The 21,508-nt window shown below is 61.5% G+C and carries 19 protein-coding genes; 7 read left to right on the forward strand and 12 right to left on the reverse strand.

Annotated features, from left to right (window positions below; translation table 11 throughout):
* Positions 1-53: 53 nt before the first annotated feature.
* Both cysS and CLAC_RS10445 read right to left on the reverse strand, forming a co-directional pair.
* Positions 54-1,460, reverse strand: a complete 1,407-nt coding sequence (cysS, locus tag CLAC_RS10440; protein ID WP_053412864.1) for a cysteine--tRNA ligase — start codon at positions 1,458-1,460, stop codon at positions 54-56.
* Between the two features lie 57 nt (positions 1,461-1,517).
* Positions 1,518-2,090, reverse strand: a complete 573-nt coding sequence (locus tag CLAC_RS10445) for a CarD family transcriptional regulator (RefSeq protein ID WP_053412865.1) — start codon at positions 2,088-2,090, stop codon at positions 1,518-1,520.
* Between the two features lie 154 nt (positions 2,091-2,244).
* Here CLAC_RS10445 and CLAC_RS10450 point away from each other — a divergent pair, with 154 nt between their 5' ends.
* Together CLAC_RS10450 and radA are read left to right on the forward strand one after the other, a co-directional pair.
* Positions 2,245-2,943, forward strand: coding sequence for a hypothetical protein (locus CLAC_RS10450; protein ID WP_053412866.1), 699 nt, complete (start codon positions 2,245-2,247; stop codon positions 2,941-2,943).
* Between the two features lie 150 nt (positions 2,944-3,093).
* The gene (gene radA, locus CLAC_RS10455) at positions 3,094-4,674 is read left to right on the forward strand and encodes a DNA repair protein RadA (protein WP_053413406.1); all 1,581 of its coding nucleotides are present in this window, start codon (positions 3,094-3,096) and stop codon (positions 4,672-4,674) included.
* A 17-nt stretch (positions 4,675-4,691) separates the two neighbouring features.
* On the opposite strand, the gene CLAC_RS10460 is transcribed toward radA, so the two are convergent.
* Together CLAC_RS10460 and CLAC_RS10465 are read right to left on the reverse strand one after the other, a co-directional pair.
* Entirely contained in the window at positions 4,692-5,381 is a 690-nt protein-coding gene (locus CLAC_RS10460) for a hypothetical protein (RefSeq protein WP_053412867.1), read from the reverse strand.
* 5 nt (positions 5,382-5,386) lie between these two features.
* Positions 5,387-6,019 carry a carbonic anhydrase gene (locus CLAC_RS10465; RefSeq protein ID WP_053412868.1) on the reverse strand — a complete coding sequence of 211 codons (633 nt, stop codon included), beginning with the start codon at positions 6,017-6,019 and terminating at the stop codon, positions 5,387-5,389.
* A gap of 43 nt (positions 6,020-6,062) precedes the next feature.
* Here CLAC_RS10465 and CLAC_RS10470 point away from each other — a divergent pair, with 43 nt between their 5' ends.
* Entirely contained in the window at positions 6,063-6,980 is a 918-nt protein-coding gene (locus CLAC_RS10470) for an HhH-GPD family protein (RefSeq protein ID WP_053412869.1), read from the forward strand.
* Between the two features lie 340 nt (positions 6,981-7,320).
* Positions 7,321-8,274, forward strand: a complete 954-nt coding sequence (locus tag CLAC_RS10480; RefSeq protein WP_245621868.1) for a lipase family protein — start codon at positions 7,321-7,323, stop codon at positions 8,272-8,274.
* 20 nt (positions 8,275-8,294) lie between these two features.
* Here CLAC_RS10480 and CLAC_RS12840 read toward each other — a convergent pair whose 3' ends face one another.
* The 5 genes from CLAC_RS12840 to CLAC_RS10500 form a co-directional block, all read right to left on the reverse strand.
* Positions 8,295-8,468, reverse strand: a complete 174-nt coding sequence (locus tag CLAC_RS12840) for a hypothetical protein (RefSeq protein WP_169750344.1) — start codon at positions 8,466-8,468, stop codon at positions 8,295-8,297.
* A 2-nt stretch (positions 8,469-8,470) separates the two neighbouring features.
* Positions 8,471-11,158, reverse strand: coding sequence for an ATP-dependent Clp protease ATP-binding subunit (locus tag CLAC_RS10485; RefSeq protein WP_053412872.1), 2,688 nt, complete (start codon positions 11,156-11,158; stop codon positions 8,471-8,473).
* Positions 11,159-11,302: 144 nt separating this feature from the next.
* The gene (locus tag CLAC_RS10490) at positions 11,303-12,052 is read right to left on the reverse strand and encodes an anti-sigma factor (protein WP_053412873.1); all 750 of its coding nucleotides are present in this window, start codon (positions 12,050-12,052) and stop codon (positions 11,303-11,305) included.
* A 2-nt stretch (positions 12,053-12,054) separates the two neighbouring features.
* Positions 12,055-12,651 carry a sigma-70 family RNA polymerase sigma factor gene (locus CLAC_RS10495; protein WP_082313363.1) on the reverse strand — a complete coding sequence of 199 codons (597 nt, stop codon included), beginning with the start codon at positions 12,649-12,651 and terminating at the stop codon, positions 12,055-12,057.
* A 77-nt stretch (positions 12,652-12,728) separates the two neighbouring features.
* A complete protein-coding gene (locus CLAC_RS10500; protein WP_053412875.1) occupies positions 12,729-12,929 on the reverse strand; it encodes a hypothetical protein in 201 nt (66 codons plus the stop codon).
* A gap of 285 nt (positions 12,930-13,214) precedes the next feature.
* Between CLAC_RS10500 and CLAC_RS10505 the strand changes: the two genes are divergently transcribed.
* Positions 13,215-14,966, forward strand: coding sequence for a cytochrome c biogenesis protein CcdA (locus CLAC_RS10505; protein WP_169750356.1), 1,752 nt, complete (start codon positions 13,215-13,217; stop codon positions 14,964-14,966).
* A gap of 215 nt (positions 14,967-15,181) precedes the next feature.
* Complete coding sequence (locus tag CLAC_RS10510; protein ID WP_245621869.1) at positions 15,182-16,918, forward strand: AMP-binding protein; 1,737 nt, start codon at positions 15,182-15,184, stop codon at positions 16,916-16,918.
* 42 nt (positions 16,919-16,960) lie between these two features.
* On the opposite strand, the gene CLAC_RS10515 is transcribed toward CLAC_RS10510, so the two are convergent.
* Positions 16,961-17,728 carry a hypothetical protein gene (locus tag CLAC_RS10515; protein WP_053412877.1) on the reverse strand — a complete coding sequence of 256 codons (768 nt, stop codon included), beginning with the start codon at positions 17,726-17,728 and terminating at the stop codon, positions 16,961-16,963.
* A gap of 67 nt (positions 17,729-17,795) precedes the next feature.
* Positions 17,796-19,253, reverse strand: coding sequence for a purple acid phosphatase family protein (locus CLAC_RS10520; protein WP_053412878.1), 1,458 nt, complete (start codon positions 19,251-19,253; stop codon positions 17,796-17,798).
* A 339-nt stretch (positions 19,254-19,592) separates the two neighbouring features.
* Here CLAC_RS10520 and CLAC_RS10525 point away from each other — a divergent pair, with 339 nt between their 5' ends.
* A complete protein-coding gene (locus tag CLAC_RS10525; protein WP_053412879.1) occupies positions 19,593-20,102 on the forward strand; it encodes an MmpS family transport accessory protein in 510 nt (169 codons plus the stop codon).
* A 190-nt stretch (positions 20,103-20,292) separates the two neighbouring features.
* On the opposite strand, the gene CLAC_RS10530 is transcribed toward CLAC_RS10525, so the two are convergent.
* Positions 20,293-21,504 (reverse strand): acyl-CoA dehydrogenase family protein, encoded by a 1,212-nt coding sequence (locus CLAC_RS10530; RefSeq protein WP_053412880.1) that lies wholly within the window; start codon positions 21,502-21,504, stop codon positions 20,293-20,295.
* Positions 21,505-21,508 lie beyond the last annotated feature (4 nt).

Raw genomic sequence — 21,508 nt, forward strand, 5'->3', positions numbered from 1 at the left:
TTTCCCTGCTTCCGTCGTGTTATCCGCTAGCGATTACTAAATTCTCGGGCCGACTATTTTTCAGATACCGACCACGACGGGCCATCCGCCGTATCGGTGACTATAATGCCCGCCTCCGTCAGACGATCACGCACCGCATCAGCCTTAGCCCAATCCTTCTCCGCACGTGCCTTCGCGCGTTCTTCAAGCTGATGCTCCACCAAAACTCCCAGCGCGTGCATAGCATTGTCGTTCGAGGAGCCGGCCTCGAACCAGTGCTCGTCCAAGGGGTCGAAGCCTAGCACATTCGCCATAGCGCGAACTGCGCCGGCGATCTCCTGGGCCTTGACCGCATCACCGTCGGCAAGCGCCTGGTTACCGGCGCGAACCGTGTTGTGAATCTCGGCCAGCGCGCGCGGGACGGCAAGATCCTCATCGAGGGCGGCCTCGAACTCCTCGGTCCACTGGCCAACCGCGACCTCGCCGAACTTGTCATTCGCACGAAGCAGGAAGGACTCGATGCGGCGGTAACCCACGGCCGCCTCATGCAGGGACTCCTCCGAGTACTCCAGCACACTGCGATAATGTGCGCTACCCAGGTAGTAACGCAGCTCCACGGGGCGAACCATCGTAAGAATATGCGGCACGGACAGGACGTTACCGAGCGACTTGGACATCTTCTCGCCGGCCATGGTCACCCAGTGGTTATGCATCCAGTAGCGGGCAAAACCATCGCCGGCTGCGTGGGACTGTGCAATCTCGTTCTCGTGGTGCGGGAACTGCAGATCGAGACCACCGCAATGGATGTCGAACTCGGAGCCCAGGTAGTACGTCGCCATCGCGGAGCACTCCAGGTGCCAGCCGGGACGGCCGTTGCCCCACGGAGTCGGCCAGCTGGGCTCGCCCGGCTTCGCGGCCTTCCACAGTGCGAAGTCATGTGCACCGCGCTTGCCCGGCGTGGAGACCTCGCCCTGTTCCATCTCCTCGACGCGGTTGCCAGACAGGCTGCCATAGTCGGAGCCGGATGCCTTCGACCAGGCGTCGACGTCGAAGTAAACGCTGCCGTCGACATCGTAAGCGAAGCCGTTATCCATCAGACGCTGCATGTACTCAACCATCTGAGTCACATGGCCAGTAGCGCGCGGCTCCACGCTCGGAGGCAGAACACCCAGCTGGTCGTAGGCCCAGGTGAACTCGCGCTCAAAGTGGGAGACCCATTCCCACCACGGGCGACCATTTTCAGCAGCCTTGGTCAAAATCTTGTCATCGATATCCGTGACGTTGCGCACGAATGCGACATCAAGCCCCTTGGCGGCGAGCCAGCGGCGGAGGATATCGAAGGCGACGCCAGAGCGCACATGCCCGATATGCGGCTGCGCCTGCGGAGTTGCGCCACAGAGGTAAATCGAGGCATGCCCCTGACGGATGGGCTCGAAGTCCCGAAGTGTACGAGTCGCGGTATCGAAGATCTTGAAAGTCACGACCTCGAGTCTAGCGGGCAACGCCCCGCATTTATTGCAGACCCGTACTACGCGCCCTTACGCGTCGAGGTCCACCGGCTCATCGTCGACTGCGGGCTTCTCCGCCTCCGACTCGGTCGACTCCTTTGCGAGCGCCTGGTGCCGCTCAATCGTGGCGTCCACGCGTGCGAAGACCTCTTCAACCTTCTGCTCATCCACGCCGTCGGCAAGCGCGAGCTCACCCACGAGAACCTGGCGGGCCTTGCTCAACATGCGCTTCTCGCCGGCGGAAAGGCCGCGATCCTGGTCGCGGCGCCACAGGTCGCGAACAACCTCTGCGACCTTATTGATGTCGCCCGAACCGAGGCGCTCCTGGTTGGCCTTGTAGCGGCGGGACCAGTTACCGGCCTCTTCAACATCGGTCTCGCGCAGGACGGAGAAAACCTTGCGCAGGCCTTCCTCCCCCACAACGTCGCGGACACCCACGAGCTCAGCATTCTTGGCGGGCACCTGAATATTCAGATCGCTCTGCAAAATCTGGAGAACAAGATACTGAACGGTTTCGCCCCCAAGCTCCCGCTCAACAATGTTTTCAATTTTTGCTGCACCGTGGTGCGGATAAACGACGGTATCGCCAATGCTGAATTCCATGTAAAGTGCACGCCCCTTCCAACGGCCTTCTACCCTATCATGTCCCCCCGAAAATTTACGGGTAGTATGAGAACATCTTAGGAAGACACTAAGGTGTTCTTTAAATACCTAGAATCCAATCGCCCATCCTCAAGTTCCTGGAGGAAACCTAGTTATGGCCTTCAAGTCCGTTCTTCGTCGTGGCTCCATCGTTGCCATCTCCGCAGCTTCTGCGGTTGTTCTCGCAGCCTGTGGTGCCGGCCAGGTCTCTCAGACCGCAGACCAGCTCCCCGCAGTCGATGGCTCCCTGAACATCGGCAAGGCTGAAGCCGGCAAGTCCGAAGCAAAGGGCAACCCGCGCATCGGCTCTGTCGCACTGCGCGATGTCCACGTCCTGGTCGACCCGGAAGGCGACACCGCCGCACTGAAGTTCTCCGCTTCTAACCAGCAGCGCGCCACCGATTCCTTCTTCACCCTGAAGTCCATCAAGGTCGACGGTGTTGGCGATGTCACCCTGAAGCCGGCTGGCGAGACCCCCTCCTACAAGGAGCACAAGAAGGGCGACAAGTCCGTACCACGTAACTGCCAGCTCGTCGTTGGCCCCGAGTCCGTCATTGCGCCACTGGCCAAGACCGCTAAGGACAACACCGGCTGCATCGCGTACTTCAGCAACACCCTGAACCCGGAGTCCCTCGTCGGCGAGAAGTCCTCTGCTGCTGCTCAGCACCGCAACGTCACCTTCGAGTTCACCGACAAGGACGGCGCAAAGGTCACCTACCCGTTGACCGCTACTGTCTCCGCTGACATCCTCGAGGCCGGCCAGGCCAATCGCGGTGCAGACGGCCAGATCGAAACTCCGAAGCAGGCCAAGTAGTCTTCAAACCCCTTTCTCACTGACTGGGCGATCGGTCGCCTAATCCGGACCAAGGTTTAAAGTACTCGTGGCGCGCGCAGCGCCATGAAGTACAGACCCTGGTCCGATTTGGCGTATCTGGGCACAATTTTTTCTAAGGCGGTTTTCCACGTGGCAAAGTCCAAAGACGAAGCGTACGAGTGCTCCGCGTGCGGCTGGCAAGTCACTAAATGGGTCGGCCAGTGCCCCAACTGCAAGGAATGGGGAACGCTGGAAAAAATCACCGTCCGAGTGAGTTCTTCCAAGTCCGGCACCAGTCTCGAGGAATCGATTGCAACCCGAGCGGCTCGCGTCGCCAAGAACCGCCGCCGAAGCGCTTCCCCCGCGGCTGGGGAGGCGGGCGCCGGTGGGCGTCGTAAAGCAACCTCCAAGCAGAGCCTCGCGCAGACCAGCCAGCGCCTCAACGAGTGCGCGCTTAACGACGAAGCGGAGGCCGGTTTCCGCGAGTCCGGCTCCCTCGAGGACCGGATCCCCACGACGGCCACAGGTCTGACCGCCATCACGGGGATCTCGGCTAAGGCCGCGCACGCGGCCAAGACGGGCATTGGGGAGCTGGATCGAGTGCTGGGTCAGGGCATCGTTCCGGGCTCGCTCGTGCTGCTCGCAGGCGAACCCGGCGTCGGCAAGTCCACGCTGCTGCTCGAGGTTGCCTACCGGTGCGCTGACGGAGAGCTGGGGCCAACTCTCTACATCACGGGCGAGGAGTCTCTGGGCCAGGTGCGGCTACGAGCCGAGCGCACGGGTGCACTCTCGGACAGCCTGTACCTGTCGGCGGTGTCCAATATCGAAGACGTCATCGACCAGACTATTGAGCTACAGCCCGGCCTGCTGATTGTGGACTCGGTGCAGACAATGCGGGCCGACGTCGAAGGCACCCGCGGCGGTGTCGCCCAAGCTCGAGCGGTCACTTCTGCACTGGCGGCGCTGGCGAAGGAGACGGGCACTGCAATCTTCCTCGTCGGGCACGTGACAAAGGACGGCAATGTCGCTGGCCCCCGAACCATGGAGCACCTCGTCGATGCGGTGCTCAACTTCGAGGGCGACCGGCATTCCGGGCTGCGCTTCCTGCGAGGTCTGAAAAACCGCTTCGGCAGCACGGATGAGGTGGGCTGCTTCGAGCAGACCGCATCCGGAATCGCGGAGGTAGAGGACCCCTCGGGGCTCTTCCTGCACCACCGTACGCCGACCTCGGGAACGGCCATTACCGTGGCCATGGACGGGCGCAGGCCGCTACTGGCAGAAGTCCAGGGGCTTGTGATCAACACCGAGGCACATAACCCGCGCAGAAACGTCTCGGGGCTCGACCCGAGGCGGGTGCCCATGGTCGCGGCGGTTCTGACCGAGCACGGAAAGTTCAAACAGTTGGCCCGGATGGAGATGTACGTCAGCACCGTCGGCGGAATGTCTCTGACGGAGCCCGCAGCGGACCTGGCCATCGCGCTATCGCTGGCATCGTCCATGACGAAGAAGACATTCCAGGAAAAAACCATTGCCCTTGGAGAACTCGGTCTGGCTGGAGAGGTTCGACGCGTGCCAGACCTGGAGTGGCGGCTGAAGGAGGCACACCGCATGGGCTTTCGCACGGCCATAGTCCCGCGCGGATCGAAGGGACCTATGGGCATGCGCCTGCTGGAGGCAGGCACCATCGCCGAGGCGATTGCGCTGGGACTCGGCGAGCGGCAGGCTGGGTGAGCGCCTAGCCGAAGTTACTAGCCGAGGTTAAAGGTGTAGCCGTCGGAATTCTTATCACCGACGAGGCCGTAAAACAGGTACGGACCGGGGGCTGTCTGCTGACGATCGGCCTCAGTGCACTTGCCCGGCGCGGAGGTCAGGCGCGACCAGACCGCGGTGTAGACAGCGTCCGCACCAGGCTGGAGGCGCAGCTCGCCCTGCCCTTCGGACTCGTTGCAGTCCAGGTCGGACCAGACTCGCTGGTAATCGCCGAGAGTGAAGACCTCGAAGCGCAGCTTCTGTTCGTCGAGGTTGACTACGCATTCGCCGCCGGTCGGGTTGTGAATGGTCAGCGCCAGCTTCGGCTGCTCCGCCCCGTAGTTCGGGCGGTCCGAGTTGACCTTAATCTGCAGATCCGCAAGGCTGCAGTCCTTCTTCGCGGCGAGCGCCGCGGTTTCCGCATTCTGCTCTGCTGCAGGATCCGCGGCATCAGCCTTATCGTCCTTCGCCTTGGACCCAGAGCTGGGCTTATACGGCTCAGCTGCCTTTCCAGAGGGGGTCACCTTTTTGCCATCATCTCTGGTGACATTGACCTGCTCAGCACTGGTGTCATCCTTACTGAGCAGCGAGGAGACTCCCCAGAGCGCAGCGAGGATTACAACAACGATGATAACCAGCGCGGCGATACGCCGACGCCGGTAGATTTCTGGAGGCAGCTGATTCGTCACGCCTTCTAGGGTAGCGGGTTCTCGCTGACACCCTGGGTAACTACGGTCTCAGCGAGTCCATCGGAGAGGCGGTAGCGCAAGCCGACGACGCCGACCTCGCCGGCGTCGAGGCGGGAGGAAATCTCCGGCGAGCGATCGACGATGTGGTTGACAATCTCCTGGACGTGGCGGCGCTCAAACTCGTCCGTGGTATGCTGCCCATCCTTGCGGGCTGCCAGCAGAGAAGGGGTGACCTTCTCAATGAGCACGCGCTGAAATCCTCCCGGCAAATCTCCGCCATCCAGAGCGCTCTTCGCAGCGGCAACTGCGCCGCAGGACTCGTGGCCGAGTACGACGACGAGCTTGACCCCCAGCCCGTCGACCGCGAACTCCAGCGAAGCCAGCACCGACAGGTCGGTAATCTCGCCGGCGGTACGAATAACGAAGATGTCACCGAGGCCCTGATCGAAAATAATCTCGACTGGAACGCGGGAGTCGGAACAGGCCAGCACGACGGCCTTCGGTTTCTGTCCGTGGGTCAGCTCTTGACGGCGCCCCTCATTCTGGCGCGGGTGCGCCGACTTGCCTTCAACGAAGCGGCGGTTTCCGCGGATAATGGATTGCCATACACTTTCAGGGGTCCACTCAGAGTTGCTCATACATACATTGTGCAACCTCAGAATGATTATTGGGAATGCAAGGATGCAAATACGCAGCGCACAGACCACGGTTGACGCTTTCGACGACGAAGTGAGAAGCGAATTGAGGTCCTGGTACCGCCAAAACATGCGCCCTCTCCCCTGGCGCGAGCCGGACACTAGCCCGTGGTCCGTACTCGTCAGCGAAGTAATGAGCCAGCAGACGCCCGTCTCGCGCGTCATCCCCTCCTGGAGAGCGTGGATGGAAAAATGGCCTACTGCCAGCGACTTAGCACAGGCACCTAAAGACGAAGTGCTCCGGATGTGGGGAAAACTCGGTTACCCTCGCCGCGCCCTGCGTCTGCGCGAGTGTGCAATCGCAATCGCCACCGAATACTCCGGATCAGTCCCCAATGACGTCGAAACACTGTTAACCCTTCCGGGGGTGGGAGACTACACAGCCCGGGCGGTGGCGGCTTTCGCATTTTCTCATCGCACCCCTGTAGTGGACATCAATGTTCGGCGGGTGCTCCGCCGACATCGCCAGGCGGTGTTCCTGCCCGGCCCCCACAAGCGCGCGGATATGCACGCTGTCGAAGAGCTCTTGGACGAAGACGCCCCCTCCGCTGCCGAGACCTCAGTCGCACTGATGGAACTGGGCGCACTCGTCTGTAAGACCACACCCGACTGCGACAACTGCCCCATCGCCTCCTCCTGCGCATGGGTAGCGGCGGGCAGCCCAGAGCCAGAGAAGCATGAGGTCAAGGCCGCGAAGCGGCGAGTACAAAAATTTGAGGGCACCGATCGGCAGGTCCGGGGTCTCCTACTAGACGTCCTCCGCGCCGCGGACTCGCCCGTCGAGCAGGCAGCCCTCGATACCGTCTGGGACGATGATGCCCAGCGTTCCCGTGCCCTTTTCTCTCTTCTCGAGGATGGTCTCGCCGAGCAAACGAAAGACGGCCTGTTCCGGCTGCCAACCTAAATCAGGCCACCCGGGGCGCTGCCAAGAACCTGACGCTGCCTAGAATCGAATTATGGTCGCCCAACCTGACAACTCCAATGCAAAGCGCAGAGGCCCATCATGGTGCCGATCGGCGCTGGCGGCTGCATTCTACGCGGCCATCGTCGGGTTGGTCAGCTGCGCGCCCAGCCCCTCCGACAGCGCCGATTCCCACTCGGAGGCGACCACTACTGCGGGACCTAGCGCGGGAGAGGTCATCACGAAATCCAATCTCCCGGTCAAATTCAATGCTCGGGTTAGCCGGATCGTCTTCGCATCGTCCAAATCCAACCCGAACCGGCGCAGCGCAGTGTCCGGCGCTGTGCTCGAATCATCGAAACCCTGGCCAGGCCCCGGGCCTCGTCCGCTGGCGGTCATCGCGCCCGGCACGCTTGGAATGGCCGACCACTGTGCCAGTTCCGTCGCGATTCGTTACGAGGCCCCTCCAACGCCACCCGCCCCCGAGCTCCTCGACCGCGGCTGGAACGTCGCAATCGTCGATTACGAGGGCCTCGGTACCCCGGGCATCCCCGCTTACTTAAATCGCGCATCCGCTGCACACAACACCCTAGACATGGCGCGGGCAGGCCTTTCCCTTCTTTCGCTTGCCGACGACACCCCGGTCGCACTCTTCGGTTATTCACAAGGTGGCGGCGCGGTGGCAGCCGCGGCAGAACTTGCGGAGTCGTACTCTCCCGAGCTCAACATCAGGGCTGCCTACGCCGGCGCAATCCCCGCTGACCTGAGAGATACGGCGAGGCACATTACGGGCTCCGCGCTATCCGGATTGATTGGCTACGCGGTAAACGGCCTAGTTGCGGAATACCCGGAGACTAAGGGACCCATCGACCGGATGATGAGTCCACTCGGCGAGGATTTTCTCTCGCTGACCAGGGGGGAATGCATCGGTGATACCGTCCGAAACTGGCCTCGTAACGATACGAGGGCTTTCACCGCAGATAGTCGCAGCATCGGGGAAAATCTTGCCTCCCCCGCTCTCGACCCGGTTATTCAAGAGCGGCTAGGGGAGCAGAAGCTGGGGGCCGGGGGCCGCGCACCGAGCATGCCAATTTTTGTAACCCACAACGTGCGTGACGATGTGCTCCCAGTGTCGTCGGCACGCGAGCTGGTGCGGACGTGGAAAGAGGCCGGGGCGCGCGTCACTTACGAAGAGGTCGACAGCGACCTCGGTGACGCGTCCCACGGCCTCGCGTACGCGCTCAGCCACGACCAGGCGATGGCCTGGCTGGATGAGCAAATGGGCTACCGGAAGTAGATTCCGGCAATAGTTGGAGACTACTTCCTCCAGCGGCCTCGGAAGGTCAGGCCCTTCCCCAGACGCACGGTGTACCCACCACGACTATTGAAGGTGACCGGGCCGATTCGCTTAGAGCCGGAGACACCGGAGCCGGAGTAGTTCAGCCAGGTGTCCTTGTCCAGATTCTGCTTCTTGCGGAAGATGATGCCCATTTTTAGTTCTCACTTTCCTGGTTAGAGGAGCCCTCAGAGTCGGCCTCGGGCTGAGCCTCGGCCGCGGCCTTGTCAGCCGCGCCCTCGATGTCCTGGGAACCGACAGACAGGGTACCATCGGCGTTGCCCAGGGCATCCTGGCCAGCGGCTTCGGCACCGTCCGCATCGACGTTCTCCGCGCCGCCCTTGTTGGTGAAGACGAACTTGGCTTTGTCGGTGTTGTTCGACTCGCCGTCCCAGCCTTCGGCCTCGATGAAGACAGTCTCGCCGAGACCAATCTCGCCGTAGAGAATCTTCTCCGACAGCTGGTCCTCGATCTCCCGCTGAATGGTACGGCGCAGCGGGCGGGCACCCAAAACGGGATCGAAGCCACGCTTGGCCAGCAGGTTCTTCGCCTTCTCGGAGACCTCCATGGTGATGCGCTTTTCCTTCAGCTGCTCGCTGACGCGGGACAGCATGAGGTCGACCATCTGGACAATCTCTGCCTGGGAGAGCTGCTTGAACACGACGATTTCGTCAATACGGTTCAAAAACTCCGGGCGGAAGTGCTTCTTCAGCTCGTCGTGGACCTTGTCCTTCATGCGCTCGTACTTGCCGGCCTCGTCGGACTCTCCGACACCGGAGAAGCCCATGCCGACAGCCTTGGAGATGTCGCCGGTACCCAGGTTTGAGGTGAAAATCAGGACCGTGTTCTTAAAGTCGACCACGCGCCCCTGCGAATCGGTCAGGCGACCGTCTTCGAGAACCTGGAGGAGAGTGTTGTAAATCTCCTTGTGGGCCTTCTCAATCTCGTCGAAGAGGACGACGGAGAACGGCTTGCGGCGGACCTTCTCGGTGAGCTGACCGCCCTCCTCGTAGCCGACGTATCCGGGAGGAGCACCGAAGAGACGGGACGCGGTGAAGCGATCGTGGAACTCGCCCATGTCGATCTGAATCAGGGCGTCTTCCTCGCCGAAGAGGAACTCCGCCAGGGCTTTCGACAGCTCGGTCTTACCGACACCGGACGGGCCGGCGAAGATGAACGAACCGCTCGGGCGCTTCGGATCCTTCAGACCAGCGCGAGTACGGCGAATTGCGCGGGAGACTGCGCCGACGGCCTCTTCCTGGCCGATGATGCGCTTGTGCAGCTCCTCTTCCATACGCAGCAGGCGGGAGGACTCCTCCTCCGTCAGCTTGAACACAGGGATGCCGGTCCAGGAGGCCAGGACCTCGGCAATCTGCTCCTCACCGATCTCGGCGATGGAGTCGGACTCACCTGCGCGCCACTTCTTCTCCTTCTCGCGGCGCTCCTCGCCCAGCTTGCGCTCGGTATCGCGCAGGCCTGCAGCTTTCTCGAAGTCCTGCTCGTCGATGGCGGCTTCCTTCTGGCGGCGCACATCGGCAATCTTGGAGTCGATTTCCTGCAGGTCCGCCGGGGCGGTCATGCGCTTGATGCGCATGCGAGCGCCGGCCTCGTCGATGAGGTCGACTGCCTTGTCCGGCAGGAAGCGATCGTTGATGTAACGGTCCGACAGGGTTGCTGCGGCGACCAGGGCCTGGTCGGAGATGGAGATGCGGTGGTGCGCCTCATACTTGTCGCGGATGCCACGGAGAATCTCCATGGTCAGGTCGACACTCGGCTCCGGGACGTTGACCGGCTGGAAACGACGCTCCAGCGCGGCGTCCTTCTCGATGTGCTTGCGGTACTCATCCAGGGTGGTCGCACCGATGGTCTGCAGCTCACCGCGAGCCAGCTTCGGCTTCAGGATGGATGCTGCGTCGATTGCGCCCTCGGCTGCACCTGCGCCGACCAGGGTGTGAATCTCGTCGATGAACAGGATGATGTCACCGCGCTGGTTAATTTCCTTGAGGACCTTCTTCAGGCGCTCCTCGAAGTCACCGCGGTAGCGGGAACCCGCGACCAGAGAGCCGAGGTCCAGCGAGTAGAGCTGCTTATCCTTCAGGGTCTCCGGCACCTTGCCGTTGACGATATCGAGCGCGAGTCCCTCGACAACGGCGGTCTTACCGACGCCCGGCTCACCAATCAGAACGGGGTTGTTCTTGGTGCGGCGCGACAGCACCTGCATAATGCGCTCAATTTCCTTCTCGCGGCCAACGACCGGATCGAGCTTGCCCTCGCGAGCTGCGACGGTCAGGTTACGGCCGAACTGGTCGAGGACGAGCGAACCGGACTGGTGGTTGCCATCTTGGACGCGGGAGCCGGAGGTGGCGCCGACCGGGCGCTGCTCCGGGGAGCCATCGGACTCGTCGCCCTGGAAACCGCTAAGAAGCTGGATAACCTGCTGGCGGACACGCGGCAGGTCAGCGCCGAGCTTGACCAGAACCTGCGCGGCGACGCCCTCGCCCTCACGAATCAGACCGAGGAGCAGGTGCTCAGTACCGATGTACTTGTGGCCCAGCTGCAGAGCCTCGCGCAGCGAGTACTCCAGCACCTTCTTGGCGCGAGGGGTAAACGGAACGTGGCCGCTCGGCGGCTGCGCGCCACGGCCAATAATGTCGACTACCTCGGAGCGCACGGCATCCAGGGAAATGCCCATGGATTCCAGCGCCTTAGCTGCAACACCGTCGCCCTCACTAATAAGGCCGAGCAGGATGTGCTCGGTGCCAATGTAATTGTGATTGAGCTCCCGCGCCTCGTCCTGAGCCAGGACGACAACGCGACGTGCACGGTCCGTAAACCTCTCGAACATCACTGCCCCTTTGTCGGTTATCTATTAGTCGTTTCAAATAGCTTAAACGTGCACCGCCCGGAATTAATCCTCGATGGCGTACGCCAGTAGCGAACAGGCAGGTCCGAGCTTTTGCTTCCCTACCAACCCGAGCCGCGTGCCTGCCTACGTCAGCTCAATCTGCGCCAGCACCTCACCCTGCGGCGATGAGGCTCCGGACATCGGCTCGACCGTAACCTTGACCGCCATCGTGTCGCTGGGCAGGGGCATCCACACATCCGTGTGCGGCTCCTGCCCGATCACGCCGGCCGAGCGCGCGTTGCCTTCTCTGTCGATGGACCAGACCTGCGCCCCCATTCCCTTATCGAGCGTGGGTGCGCCGTTGACCATCGCCCCTCCCGCGTTCATTTCTGAGGAGACCACGACCGCAAGCCGTGCCCCATCTGCATTTAGAGAGGCCGAGCGAACGTCCTCCGCCGCCATAATCTCGTGCATTTTCTTCGCGCCGTCGGCGGTGATGACGGTCTGCGATTCGGATCCGCCTCCGAAGAGAGACGGCCATCCCGTCACAGCTCCGACTCCGACACCCGCGACCAGGACCACCGCTGCCGCGATACTGACCACACTGGCCCAGCCCTGCCTCAATCCGCCCGAGCCCTGTCCGCCCGCCTTACGACGCCCCGAAAGGCTCACCACGTTATCCACCTCGGGGGAAGCATCCGCATCGGGCTGCTCTACGGAGGCCGAGTCGACCGGTTCTACCTGGGGCAGCCCATCTAGCTGCGCCATGATCGAATCCTTCAATTCCGGTGGGGGCGCGACCGGCTCAGCCAGCTGCGCTAATTCGGCGTCTAGACCGTCGAAGTCGGATTCGTCGAAGTTTTCGGAGTTACCGCGAGAAAATTTACTGCCCATTGCTAACGCACACCTCCTTCGGAATGTGAACAAGTATCGCCAAAACCGGCGCTGGCGTGAAGCTCCCGTTGCAGTTTGCGAAGCCCGTCGCGCAGCCTGGTCTTTGCCGTCCCCAGCGCCACCCCTGTTACCTCAGCAAGTTCTCTGTTGGTCAGGCCCTGGAAGTAAGCCAATAACACCGCGGTTTTGTGGGGCTCGCCCACGCGGTCGAGGGCATCCCTGACCATCTGCCGATCCAGGCTGATTAGAGTCTCCTGCTCTACAGAGTCCACAACTCGTGCAGCGTCCAAAATCGCGTCCCGATCATCTCGCGTGACTGTCGCCCGGTGGGAACGCAGCCGATCAATCGCCCGAAGCCTGGCAAGCCGGAATATCCACGACTTCGCCGACCCCTTAGTGGGGTCGAACGTGCGGGCTTGCTGCCACAGCTCCAGGTAGACCTCCTGGGTAATCTCCTCCGCCTGAGCCCGGTCGTGCAGTACTTGGACTGCAAGACCGAGGATTGCCGACGCCGTGGCGTCGTAAAGCGAAGAAAAGGCCTGGCGGTCGCCACTTTGGACGCGCAGGAGTAACTCATCGAGGAGTTCGGTTTCGCGCATCACAGGTAACGATAGTAATTCGCAGGTAGGCATCCGGGCGAACAGTAGCTTTCAGTGCAGGTGGAAAAGGGGTTTGACTACTTCTCCATCCCCTCCGAAGGCTCCATCTTGTCCATCTTGTCGGTGCTCTGCATCGTGCTCGACTGCTTCATCTTGTCGCTGTCGTTGTCGCCACACGCAGCCAACCCGGCCGCCGCTCCCACTGCGACGGCACCAATTAGAACAGTGCGAGCCAGCTTCGCGCGAACCGAACCACCATTACGTACTGAAGAGATCATGACTTGTACTCCTTGATTATCTCGAGGCTTTCATTGAGAGGCTCTCCCGAGCTTCTCGCTTATCGACGGCACCTTCTCTCGTTGCCGTCATAGATGATTACGGAGCCCGGAAGCTTGCGGATTGCATTTTGCGAAAAGTTTTCCCAGCCCAGTTTTTAGGCGTGAGTTTCCCGAGATTATTTGCCCGACAGTCCAATCCATGCCGAGAGACTGCTCCGTAACTACCTATGACGCGCGCACAAATCTCCCTACGGACAACTCGTTAAAGCAAGGAGCGGACCCATGATTCCCGAAATTCTCCTGATTGGTCTGATTGGAGGCCTTGTCACGGGCGTCTCCCCGTGCATCCTTCCAGTCCTGCCCATCGTTCTGGCCGTTTCGGCAGACGCCAAGCGCAAACCGTTGCTGGTCGCGCTGGGCATTGCGATTAGTTTTACGGCTATTACCCTGCTCGGCACCCTGGCGCTGTCCGTACTAGGGCTTCCCAGCGCAACGCTGCGCTGGGTTGGCGTCGCCCTGCTGGTGATTGTGGGCCTGAGCATGCTCTTCCCCGCCCTTGGCCACCTGCTGGAAAAACCATTCGCGACAATCCAGGTCCCCTCGTGGATTAGCAGCAAAACGAGGGGTTCTGCCGGTAAAGGCTCCGGTTTCGGAATCGGACTGGCACTTGGCGCCGTGTACGCGCCCTGCGCAGGCCCTGTCCTTGCTGCGGTGACGGTCGCGGGCGCCACCGGAGATATCGGCTGGCCAACCGTGATCCTGGCCTTCTCGTTCGCCTTCGGCGCCTGTGTTCCGCTGTTCTTTTTCGCGTTGGCGGGCTCGGCGTGGTCAAAGCGCGCGCAGTTTGCCACTGATAACCGCGCCCGCATCTCTCGAGTTGCCGGCGCACTTGTACTCGCCCTGGCTTTGGCGATTGCCACCGACGTTCCCGCGAAACTGCAGCGCACTCTGCCGGACTGGACGGCCAGCATCCAACAGAAGTTCAATTCTTCCGAGGACACCCAATCCGTTCTCAACGGACTGCGCGGCGATAGCTCCGAGGACGGGGCACAGGCGGCGTCGGCAAGCCTTAATGCGTGCCGAGACGAGGACCCGTCGAGGCTACTCGACTGCGGCGATGTGCCAGCCTTCGAGGGCCTTACCAACTGGATCAATACCACTCCGGCGGGCTCGGCGATTGACCCGGCGCACCCCGAAAAGCGCGATGGCCGCCAGACGATTACGCTGGTCGATTTCTGGGCCTACGCCTGCATCAACTGCCAGCGGGCGAATGAGCACGTCACGAAGCTCTACGATCGCTACCGCGACTATGGCTTGAATGTTGTCGGCGTACACGCGCCGGAGTATGCCTTCGAGCACGATGCCGCAAACGTCGCGATGGCCACCAATGAGCAGGGCATCCACTACCCAGTCGCGCAGGATAATGACTTCCTGACCTGGAATAATTTCTCCAACCGCTACTGGCCGGCCCACTACCTCGTCGATGCACACGGCCGCGTCCGCCAGATCCATGAGGGCGAGGGCGCCTACGCAGCCACCGAAAGGCTCGTCCGCCAGCTGCTTGCCGACGCCAACCCCGGTATCGAACTGCCCGCCCCCATCGAGGCGAACACCGACGATGCCCCGATCGCGACCATGGGACGTAACCTGGAGACGTACCTGGGAACAGACCGAGCATCGCTGTTTTCCAATCCCCTGAGTGAATACCGCGCGGGTGTCCACGATTTCGCCTACGTTGACCCAGCTGAGAAGGGCTACAGCCTGGAGGGACCGTGGGAGCTGCGAGGGCAGTCAATCTCCCCTGCCGGCCCCGGCGCGAAGATTCACCTGAACTACCACGCAGCACTGGTACAGATTGTGGCTTCGGGCAAGGGGGAGCTGACGGTGACGGGTAGCGATGGGAAGGTGACCAAGTTCCCCGCCTCCGAAGTGCCGGGAACAATCGATCTGGTCAAGACAGACGGAAAGCCCGCTAGCGGGAACCTGACCATCGAGGTCCCGGAGTCGATGAGCGCGTACTCACTGACGTTCGGGTAGCGAATAGAGCGGCCGACCCAAAGGTCTTTAGTTTCTCGTCAAGAAAGTTTTTCAAAATCCTTTCAACAGTGAGCCGGGTCACTTATTATTACTGCCAAAGAAACTATATCGACACAGCTGCAAACCCCGGCACCCCACCAGACCGCCGAGTACAGGCAGCTATAGAGAAAACTGTTTCCCCTGCTCACAGTGTCTAAGCCGCAGGACAAGCGACTATGAAAGACGAGAAACACATGACCAGCAAGCCCCAGACCTCACTCCTCAACAAGGTCCGAAAGGCCTCGAGGGCCACCTCCGACATGATTCTGGGTCTCGCCCCAGTTGCACAGGCCGGAGTTCTAGGTTCCATGGGGCCGGGTGCCGCGGGCAAGGCAGCCAGCTCGATCTACCGCTGGGACTTCCTCCCCGCTGGGCTGCTTGGCATTGCCGCCGCCCGCGACCCGCACCACACCGCCATCATCGATGATGGCGGATCGCTGACTTACGAGGAACTCCACGAGCGCTCCACCGCTCTCGCCCGCGCACTGCGCCACGGCGACGTCCAACAGCGCAACCGTATCGGAGTCCTCGCACGCAATCACCGCGGGTTCATTATGGCCCTGTGCGCCCACGGTCGCCTCGGCACCGATTTGGTGCTGCTCAACACCGGTGCTTCCGCGGAGCAGACCCTCGCCGTCATCCGGGAACAAAAGATTGACTTCCTCTTCATCGACGAGGAATTTACCCACATGCTCCCAGAGGACTTCAACGACTGCCCCGTGGCAGTGTCCTGGTTCGAAAACTACGGCGACACCTCCTGCGTCCGAGATGGCTGGACATCGCTACAGGAAATGCTGAAGACCGCGCCGCCGCCTAAGTGGCCCACCGCCGAGCTGCCGCAGCGCCCCCGCCGCGGCCGCGTCATCATTCTGACCTCCGGCACCACTGGCACCCCGAAGGGCGCCAAGCGCCCGGAGCCGCGCAGCTGGATGCCGGCGTCGTCCATCATGAGCCGCATCCCGCTGCGCCAGCGCCGCCCGGCGTACCTCGCCGCGCCGATGTTCCACACCTGGGGATTTGCGACTGCCCAGCTCTGCATCGCTTTGCGCTCGACCATGATCATGCGCCGCAAGTTCGATCCTCAAGACAGCCTCCGCATCATCGAGGCGCACTCGCCGCACACCATCTTCCTGGTTCCGACCATGCTGCAGCGCATGATGGAGGTGCTCCCCGACGACTACGACATCGGAGCCACCTCCCTGCGCGTCATCGCTTCCTGCGGCTCGGCAATCCCCGAGGGCATCGTGAAGAAGACCCTCGAGCGCTTCGGCCCGGTCCTCTACAACCAGTACGGATCTACCGAGGTCAGCTGGGCCACAATCGCAAACCCGGAGGAGCTGAAGGAAAACCCGACGACCGCCGGACGCGCCCCGTTGGGAACACGAGTCCAGATCCTCGACGCCGACGGCAACCGCGTGCCCGACGGAGAAACCGGACGCATCTTCGTCGGTAACAACATGTTGTACGAGGGCTACACCCGCCCCGGCGCCGACAAACCCGTCATCGACGGGATGGTCTGCACCGGCGACCTCGGCCACCTGGAAAACGGTCTGCTCTACATCTCCGGCCGCGAGGACGACATGATTGTCTCGGGCGGCGAGAACGTATTCCCCCGTGAGACCGAGGACGCACTCAGCCAGCTAGAGGGCATCCGCGAGTGCGCCGTCGCGGGCGTCCCCGACGAACGCTTCGGCCAGGCACTTGTCGCCTGGGTAGTCCGCGAGGATTCCCCCGAGGGCAAGGCCCTGACCAACGAGCAGATTCGCGCGTTCGTGAAGAAGCGCCTGTCCAGGTTCGCGGTCCCGCGCGAGACCGTCTTCCTCGACGAGCTGCCCCGCAACGCCGTGGGCAAGGTCGTCCCCCGCATGCTTCCGAAACCGTGGGAGGAAGCCGGCTCCGAGCAAGCTGCGTAGGGCGTAGGGCGGCGTCGGCAAGCGGCGGGGTGGGCCCCGCTTCTATCCCGCCTGCAGCAGGCCCCAGTCGGTGACAGGCTCGGAGAAGACCTGCTCGCCGCCCTTGAATACCTTCAGGTCGCTGCGGGTCAGCTCGTAGCGGTAGCCCTCGTTGGTTGCAATGACGCGTTCAGCGGAGAAATTCTCAACAGGATATGCGTCCGGAGCTGCGGAGATGTTCTGAAAATCACCGATGTAGTGACGGTCCTGGCGATTGGAAGAATTCTCACAGATCACGGCCTTACCCGACGGGGTCTCGGCGAGTACTCGGGCATAAAAGCCACCCGAGCAGCGAGCCGTGCTGCCGATCCAACCTGCGGCATCAATATCGGAGCGATTCATCTTAAACGCCCGCTGCCCGAAATTTCCTGGCGCTTGTTGCGCGGGCGAGGTCTCCTGGGCCGATGACTCGGCGCGTTCCGGGGCAGGAATCGACTTACCAGGTGTCGCGCTTGGCATATCGCTCCCCCGGCCGGCCTCTGCCTGCGGGCTTTGGCTTGACGACGTCTGCCCCGCCGCCACGGGGGATGGCTCCGGAGCAGCGGACTTGGAATCCTGCGAGAGCAAATACCCTCCACCAACGCCGACCAAGCCCGCCAGCACGAGCCCCAGAACCGTTGCGGTGGCGACCAGGCCAGTGTTGTTGCGCGGCTTTGGGACCTGCGGCTGTTGTGGTTGAGATTGCTGCGCGTCTTGCGGGCTTTCCGGGACGGACCACGGGTTAGAATCCGCCACGTCGGGGTAGTTGCCCGGCTCGTAGGGGCTTGTCATCGTACTTCACGCCTAACTCAACATGGACTGCTCTTACCTGCCAGCTTAAGTTAACAACGCAGTACGACTACACGGCCACGGTATTGGCAAACTTGTGGACGTAGTTACGATCCGAGACCTTACCCAGCATCAGCTCCGGCTCGAGCCCGAACATCGACCAGCGAGTCTTCGTGGACCAGAGCAGCGACTCCGGCGTCGTGGTCCTGTGAAAACTGACCTGGTAGCCATCCGTGTGAACCCGAATGCGGGTATATCCGCCCGGGTAGCCCAGCGAGGCGCCGCGTTCGCAGAAGTCAGTCGAGCCGACATCCGCGATCCCCCTCCTGCTGCGATGCGTATGACCGGCGAAGATTCCCTTAACTCCTGGAGTCGCCGCCGCAATCTCCTGGAGCTTCTTCGACTGCGTCCAATCCATCATGAAAGCGGGACCACCGATGTGAGAGCGGACTGCGTCTCGGGTCAGGGGATGGTGCGCAAAGAGGATTGTCGGCCGATCCGGGTCACTCGCCAGCTCAGCTCTGACCGCCCTCATTTGCCGCTCATTAATGCGGCCGCCCGCATACCCAAACTCCGCGGTGTCCAAACCCATCAGGCGCACCTCCCCGACATTGGTGGCCCAATGCTGCTGTGTCGGTACGAGATGCTCGCTGAAGTAATCCGGGATATCGGTTTTGCCACGGCGAATGTCACGGCCACGCCGACCATTGATATTGGGCAGTCCAGGAGGGTGATTATCGTGGTTGCCACGGGTGACAAACCAATTCTTTCCGAAGTCCCCGAAGCCGTTCATCACCCGCAGAAATTCCGTGTACTCCTCCGGCCGGTTGCTGTCCGTACAGTCTCCATTGACGACGATGGTGTCAATACCGGCGGCCGACACCGTCTTGAGCAGTCCATCCAACTGCATAGAAGAAAAAGGCTGATCGCCCGGCTCCGCCGATAGCCCGAAGTTTCCGATGCGGATACCGTCGTGATTCGGCTTTCCGATGTGCGTGTCATTCGTCAGGGCGAATGTGGCCAGATACTGACCTTCCAGCGCCGGAAGCGTGGTGAATTCGCCGATGCATTCCGGCGCCGCACGGTTCATTGTCACGCCCAACGATGGAAGTGCCTTCGACCCGTCCGACCAGCATTCGAAGCGGTAGGCACGACCGGGCTCTAGCCCTTCCACCATGACGTGGTGATAACCGGACTCTGAAAAGCCCTCGTAGACAGTCTTTAGCTCACCGCCATCAGCCGGGGCAAGGAGTACCTTCTGCCCTGCGGGAACCGTAGGCTTGGCGAAACCATAGGCAGTCTGAACACCCGGGGCGTAGGTCGCCCAGGTAAAGGCAACCGAGGTGTCGGTCACAGTGATGACTTCCAAGTCGCTTGCCAGGACAACCATCGACTTTAGATCAGATTCTGTAAGCCCCAGACCCGAGGCCAGGCGCCCCACCCTCGCAGCTCCCGACGTCTTAGCAATAGCCACCGAGCTAGCGGCCAGAGCGGCGGCGGAAAGATACGCGCGACGGGAAATACTCATGAAGAAAAACGATAGCCCTGCAATGTGAAAACTAGTTTAAAAATCCTCTAAATCTCGCGAACTATCCATTTTATTAGGGAAATAGAATGGTGGAGGTATCGGAAGAAGCTCGAGGAGAAAACACGAGTCTCCCCCCCCCCGTCGTTGCTCCTGCCCCCTGTGGCTCCCTCCAGTTTTCCACACATGAGGACTGCAAACAGATTCGAAATAAATAAATACACAGTCCGGCGAGCTAGATACACCAAAGGGGTCCCGTTCCGAGAACCGTCGGTTTACCTTTTCTTCGGACTGCGGGATTGCCCAAAAATCGGCTTTTCGTTCCCCTAGGAGGAAACCATCATGACCAGCCCGCAGAGCCCGAGTTCTGGCGACTACCCGCAGGAAAACGCTCCTCAAGTTATCTACGTCAAAGAAAACCGTCCATGGTACAAGCGGGTCGGCTGCATCGTCGGCCTTGTTTTCGCCCTTTCCCTCATCGCTATCGTCGCGGGTTGCACCGCGCTCCTCGGCGGCGCGGTGAATGAGGTCGATAAGACAATGAATGAGGAGCACACAGTCACTTACAGCATCGAGGGCGACGCGCAGGACGCGAGCGTGACTTACAACGTCGGCGAAGCGCAGACAGCCCAGGACACCAACGTCGCGGCTGGCTGGAGCAAGGACGTGAAGGTGAAGGGCTTCTTCGGCCCTTATCTCTCCGTTACCAACGGCATCAATGAATCCGGAGCGATTACCTGCAAGATCAGCGCAAACGGCAAGGTAATCACGGAAAACACTGCAACGGGTGAATTTGCCACCGCGTCGTGCAACACCACTGGCGACGACCTGCGTAAAGCATTCGAAGAGTAAGAGCACTACAACAAGGATGCTGCGCTAGGGCCATCGAAGCTGCGCGCAGCCTGCTCTCACAGCGCAAGCAAAACCCGCGCCCCATGGAGGAAACGGGGCGCGGGCAATTGTGGCTGTAAGCAAGAAAGGCCTAGTGCCTCAAATCTGGCCGGGGTGTCGCATTCCCCCAAGCGTATGAAGCCTGCAGGTTTTACTTCAGTTCCTTGGAGGACAGGCCCAGCGTGCGGCGAGCGACGACCAGCTGCTGAATCTGCTGGGTACCCTCGAAGATGTCGAGGATCTTGACGTCGCGGGACCACTTCTCCAGCAGGTTACGCTCAGAGTAACCGAAAGTACCGGCCAGCTGCACAGCACGCAGGCAGATCTCGGTGCCGGCGCGGCCTGCCTTAGCCTTACACTCGGAAGCCTCCAAGGTGTTCGGCTGCTTGTTGTCTGCCATCCACGCGGCGCGCAGGGTCAGCAGGTAAGCGGCCTCCCAGTCGGACTCCAGCTTCAGGTACTCGGCAGCAGCTGCAGACTGGGAGTGAGCGGGCTTGTCGTAGTCGATCTCAACGCCAGCCTCTTCCAGGATGCGACGCAACTCTTCGAGAGCTGCGCGGGAGACGCCGATTGCCATGCCGGCGACCAGCGGACGAGTGTTGTCAAAGGTCGCCATAGCACCGGCGAAGGACTTCTTAACGTCGATGTCCGGAGAACCGAGCAGGTTCTCCTTCGGAACGCGGACGTTGTCCAGTCGCAGCACTGCGGTGTCGGAAGCGCGGATACCGAGCTTCTCTTCCAGGCGCTCAACGGTGAAGCCCGGAGTGCCCTTCTTAACCAGGAAGGACTTGATGGCTGCGCGCCCCTTGGACTTGTCCAGGGTTGCCCAAACAACAACAGAGTCGGAGCGCTCGCCGGAGGTGACGAAGATTTTCTCACCGTTGATGACGTACTCGTCACCATCGAGCTTCGCGGTGGTGGACACTGCGGAAGAGTCGGAGCCGAAAGACGGCTCGGTGATAGCCATGGAAGCCCAGGTCTTACCGAAGGCCTCCAGCTGCTCGTCGGTCGCAACAGCCGCGATAGCAGCGTTGCCGAGGCCCTGGTACGGCATGGACAGGGTCAGTCCGACATCACCCCAGCAGGTTTCGATGACATTGAGCAGCGAAGCCATGTTGCCACCGTTCTTGACGCCAGTGCGCTGCTTCTTCTTCTCATCGCCACGTCCGCCGGACGCACCGGAGAAGCTGCGTCCGCCGTCCGCCATGCCGTCCATCATGGAGGCCAGCGTGTCGAGCTCCTTAGGGTACTCGTGCTCGGCGATGTCGTACTTGCGGGAAATCGGTCGGAAGATCTCAGCGGCGGCCTGATGCGCCTGGGACGCGCCCGCCTTGAGGAACTTCGGCAGTTCGAGGTTAATCATTTTC

The sequence above is a fragment of the Corynebacterium lactis RW2-5 genome (genome assembly GCF_001274895.1).
GTDB lineage: Bacteria > Actinomycetota > Actinomycetes > Mycobacteriales > Mycobacteriaceae > Corynebacterium > Corynebacterium lactis.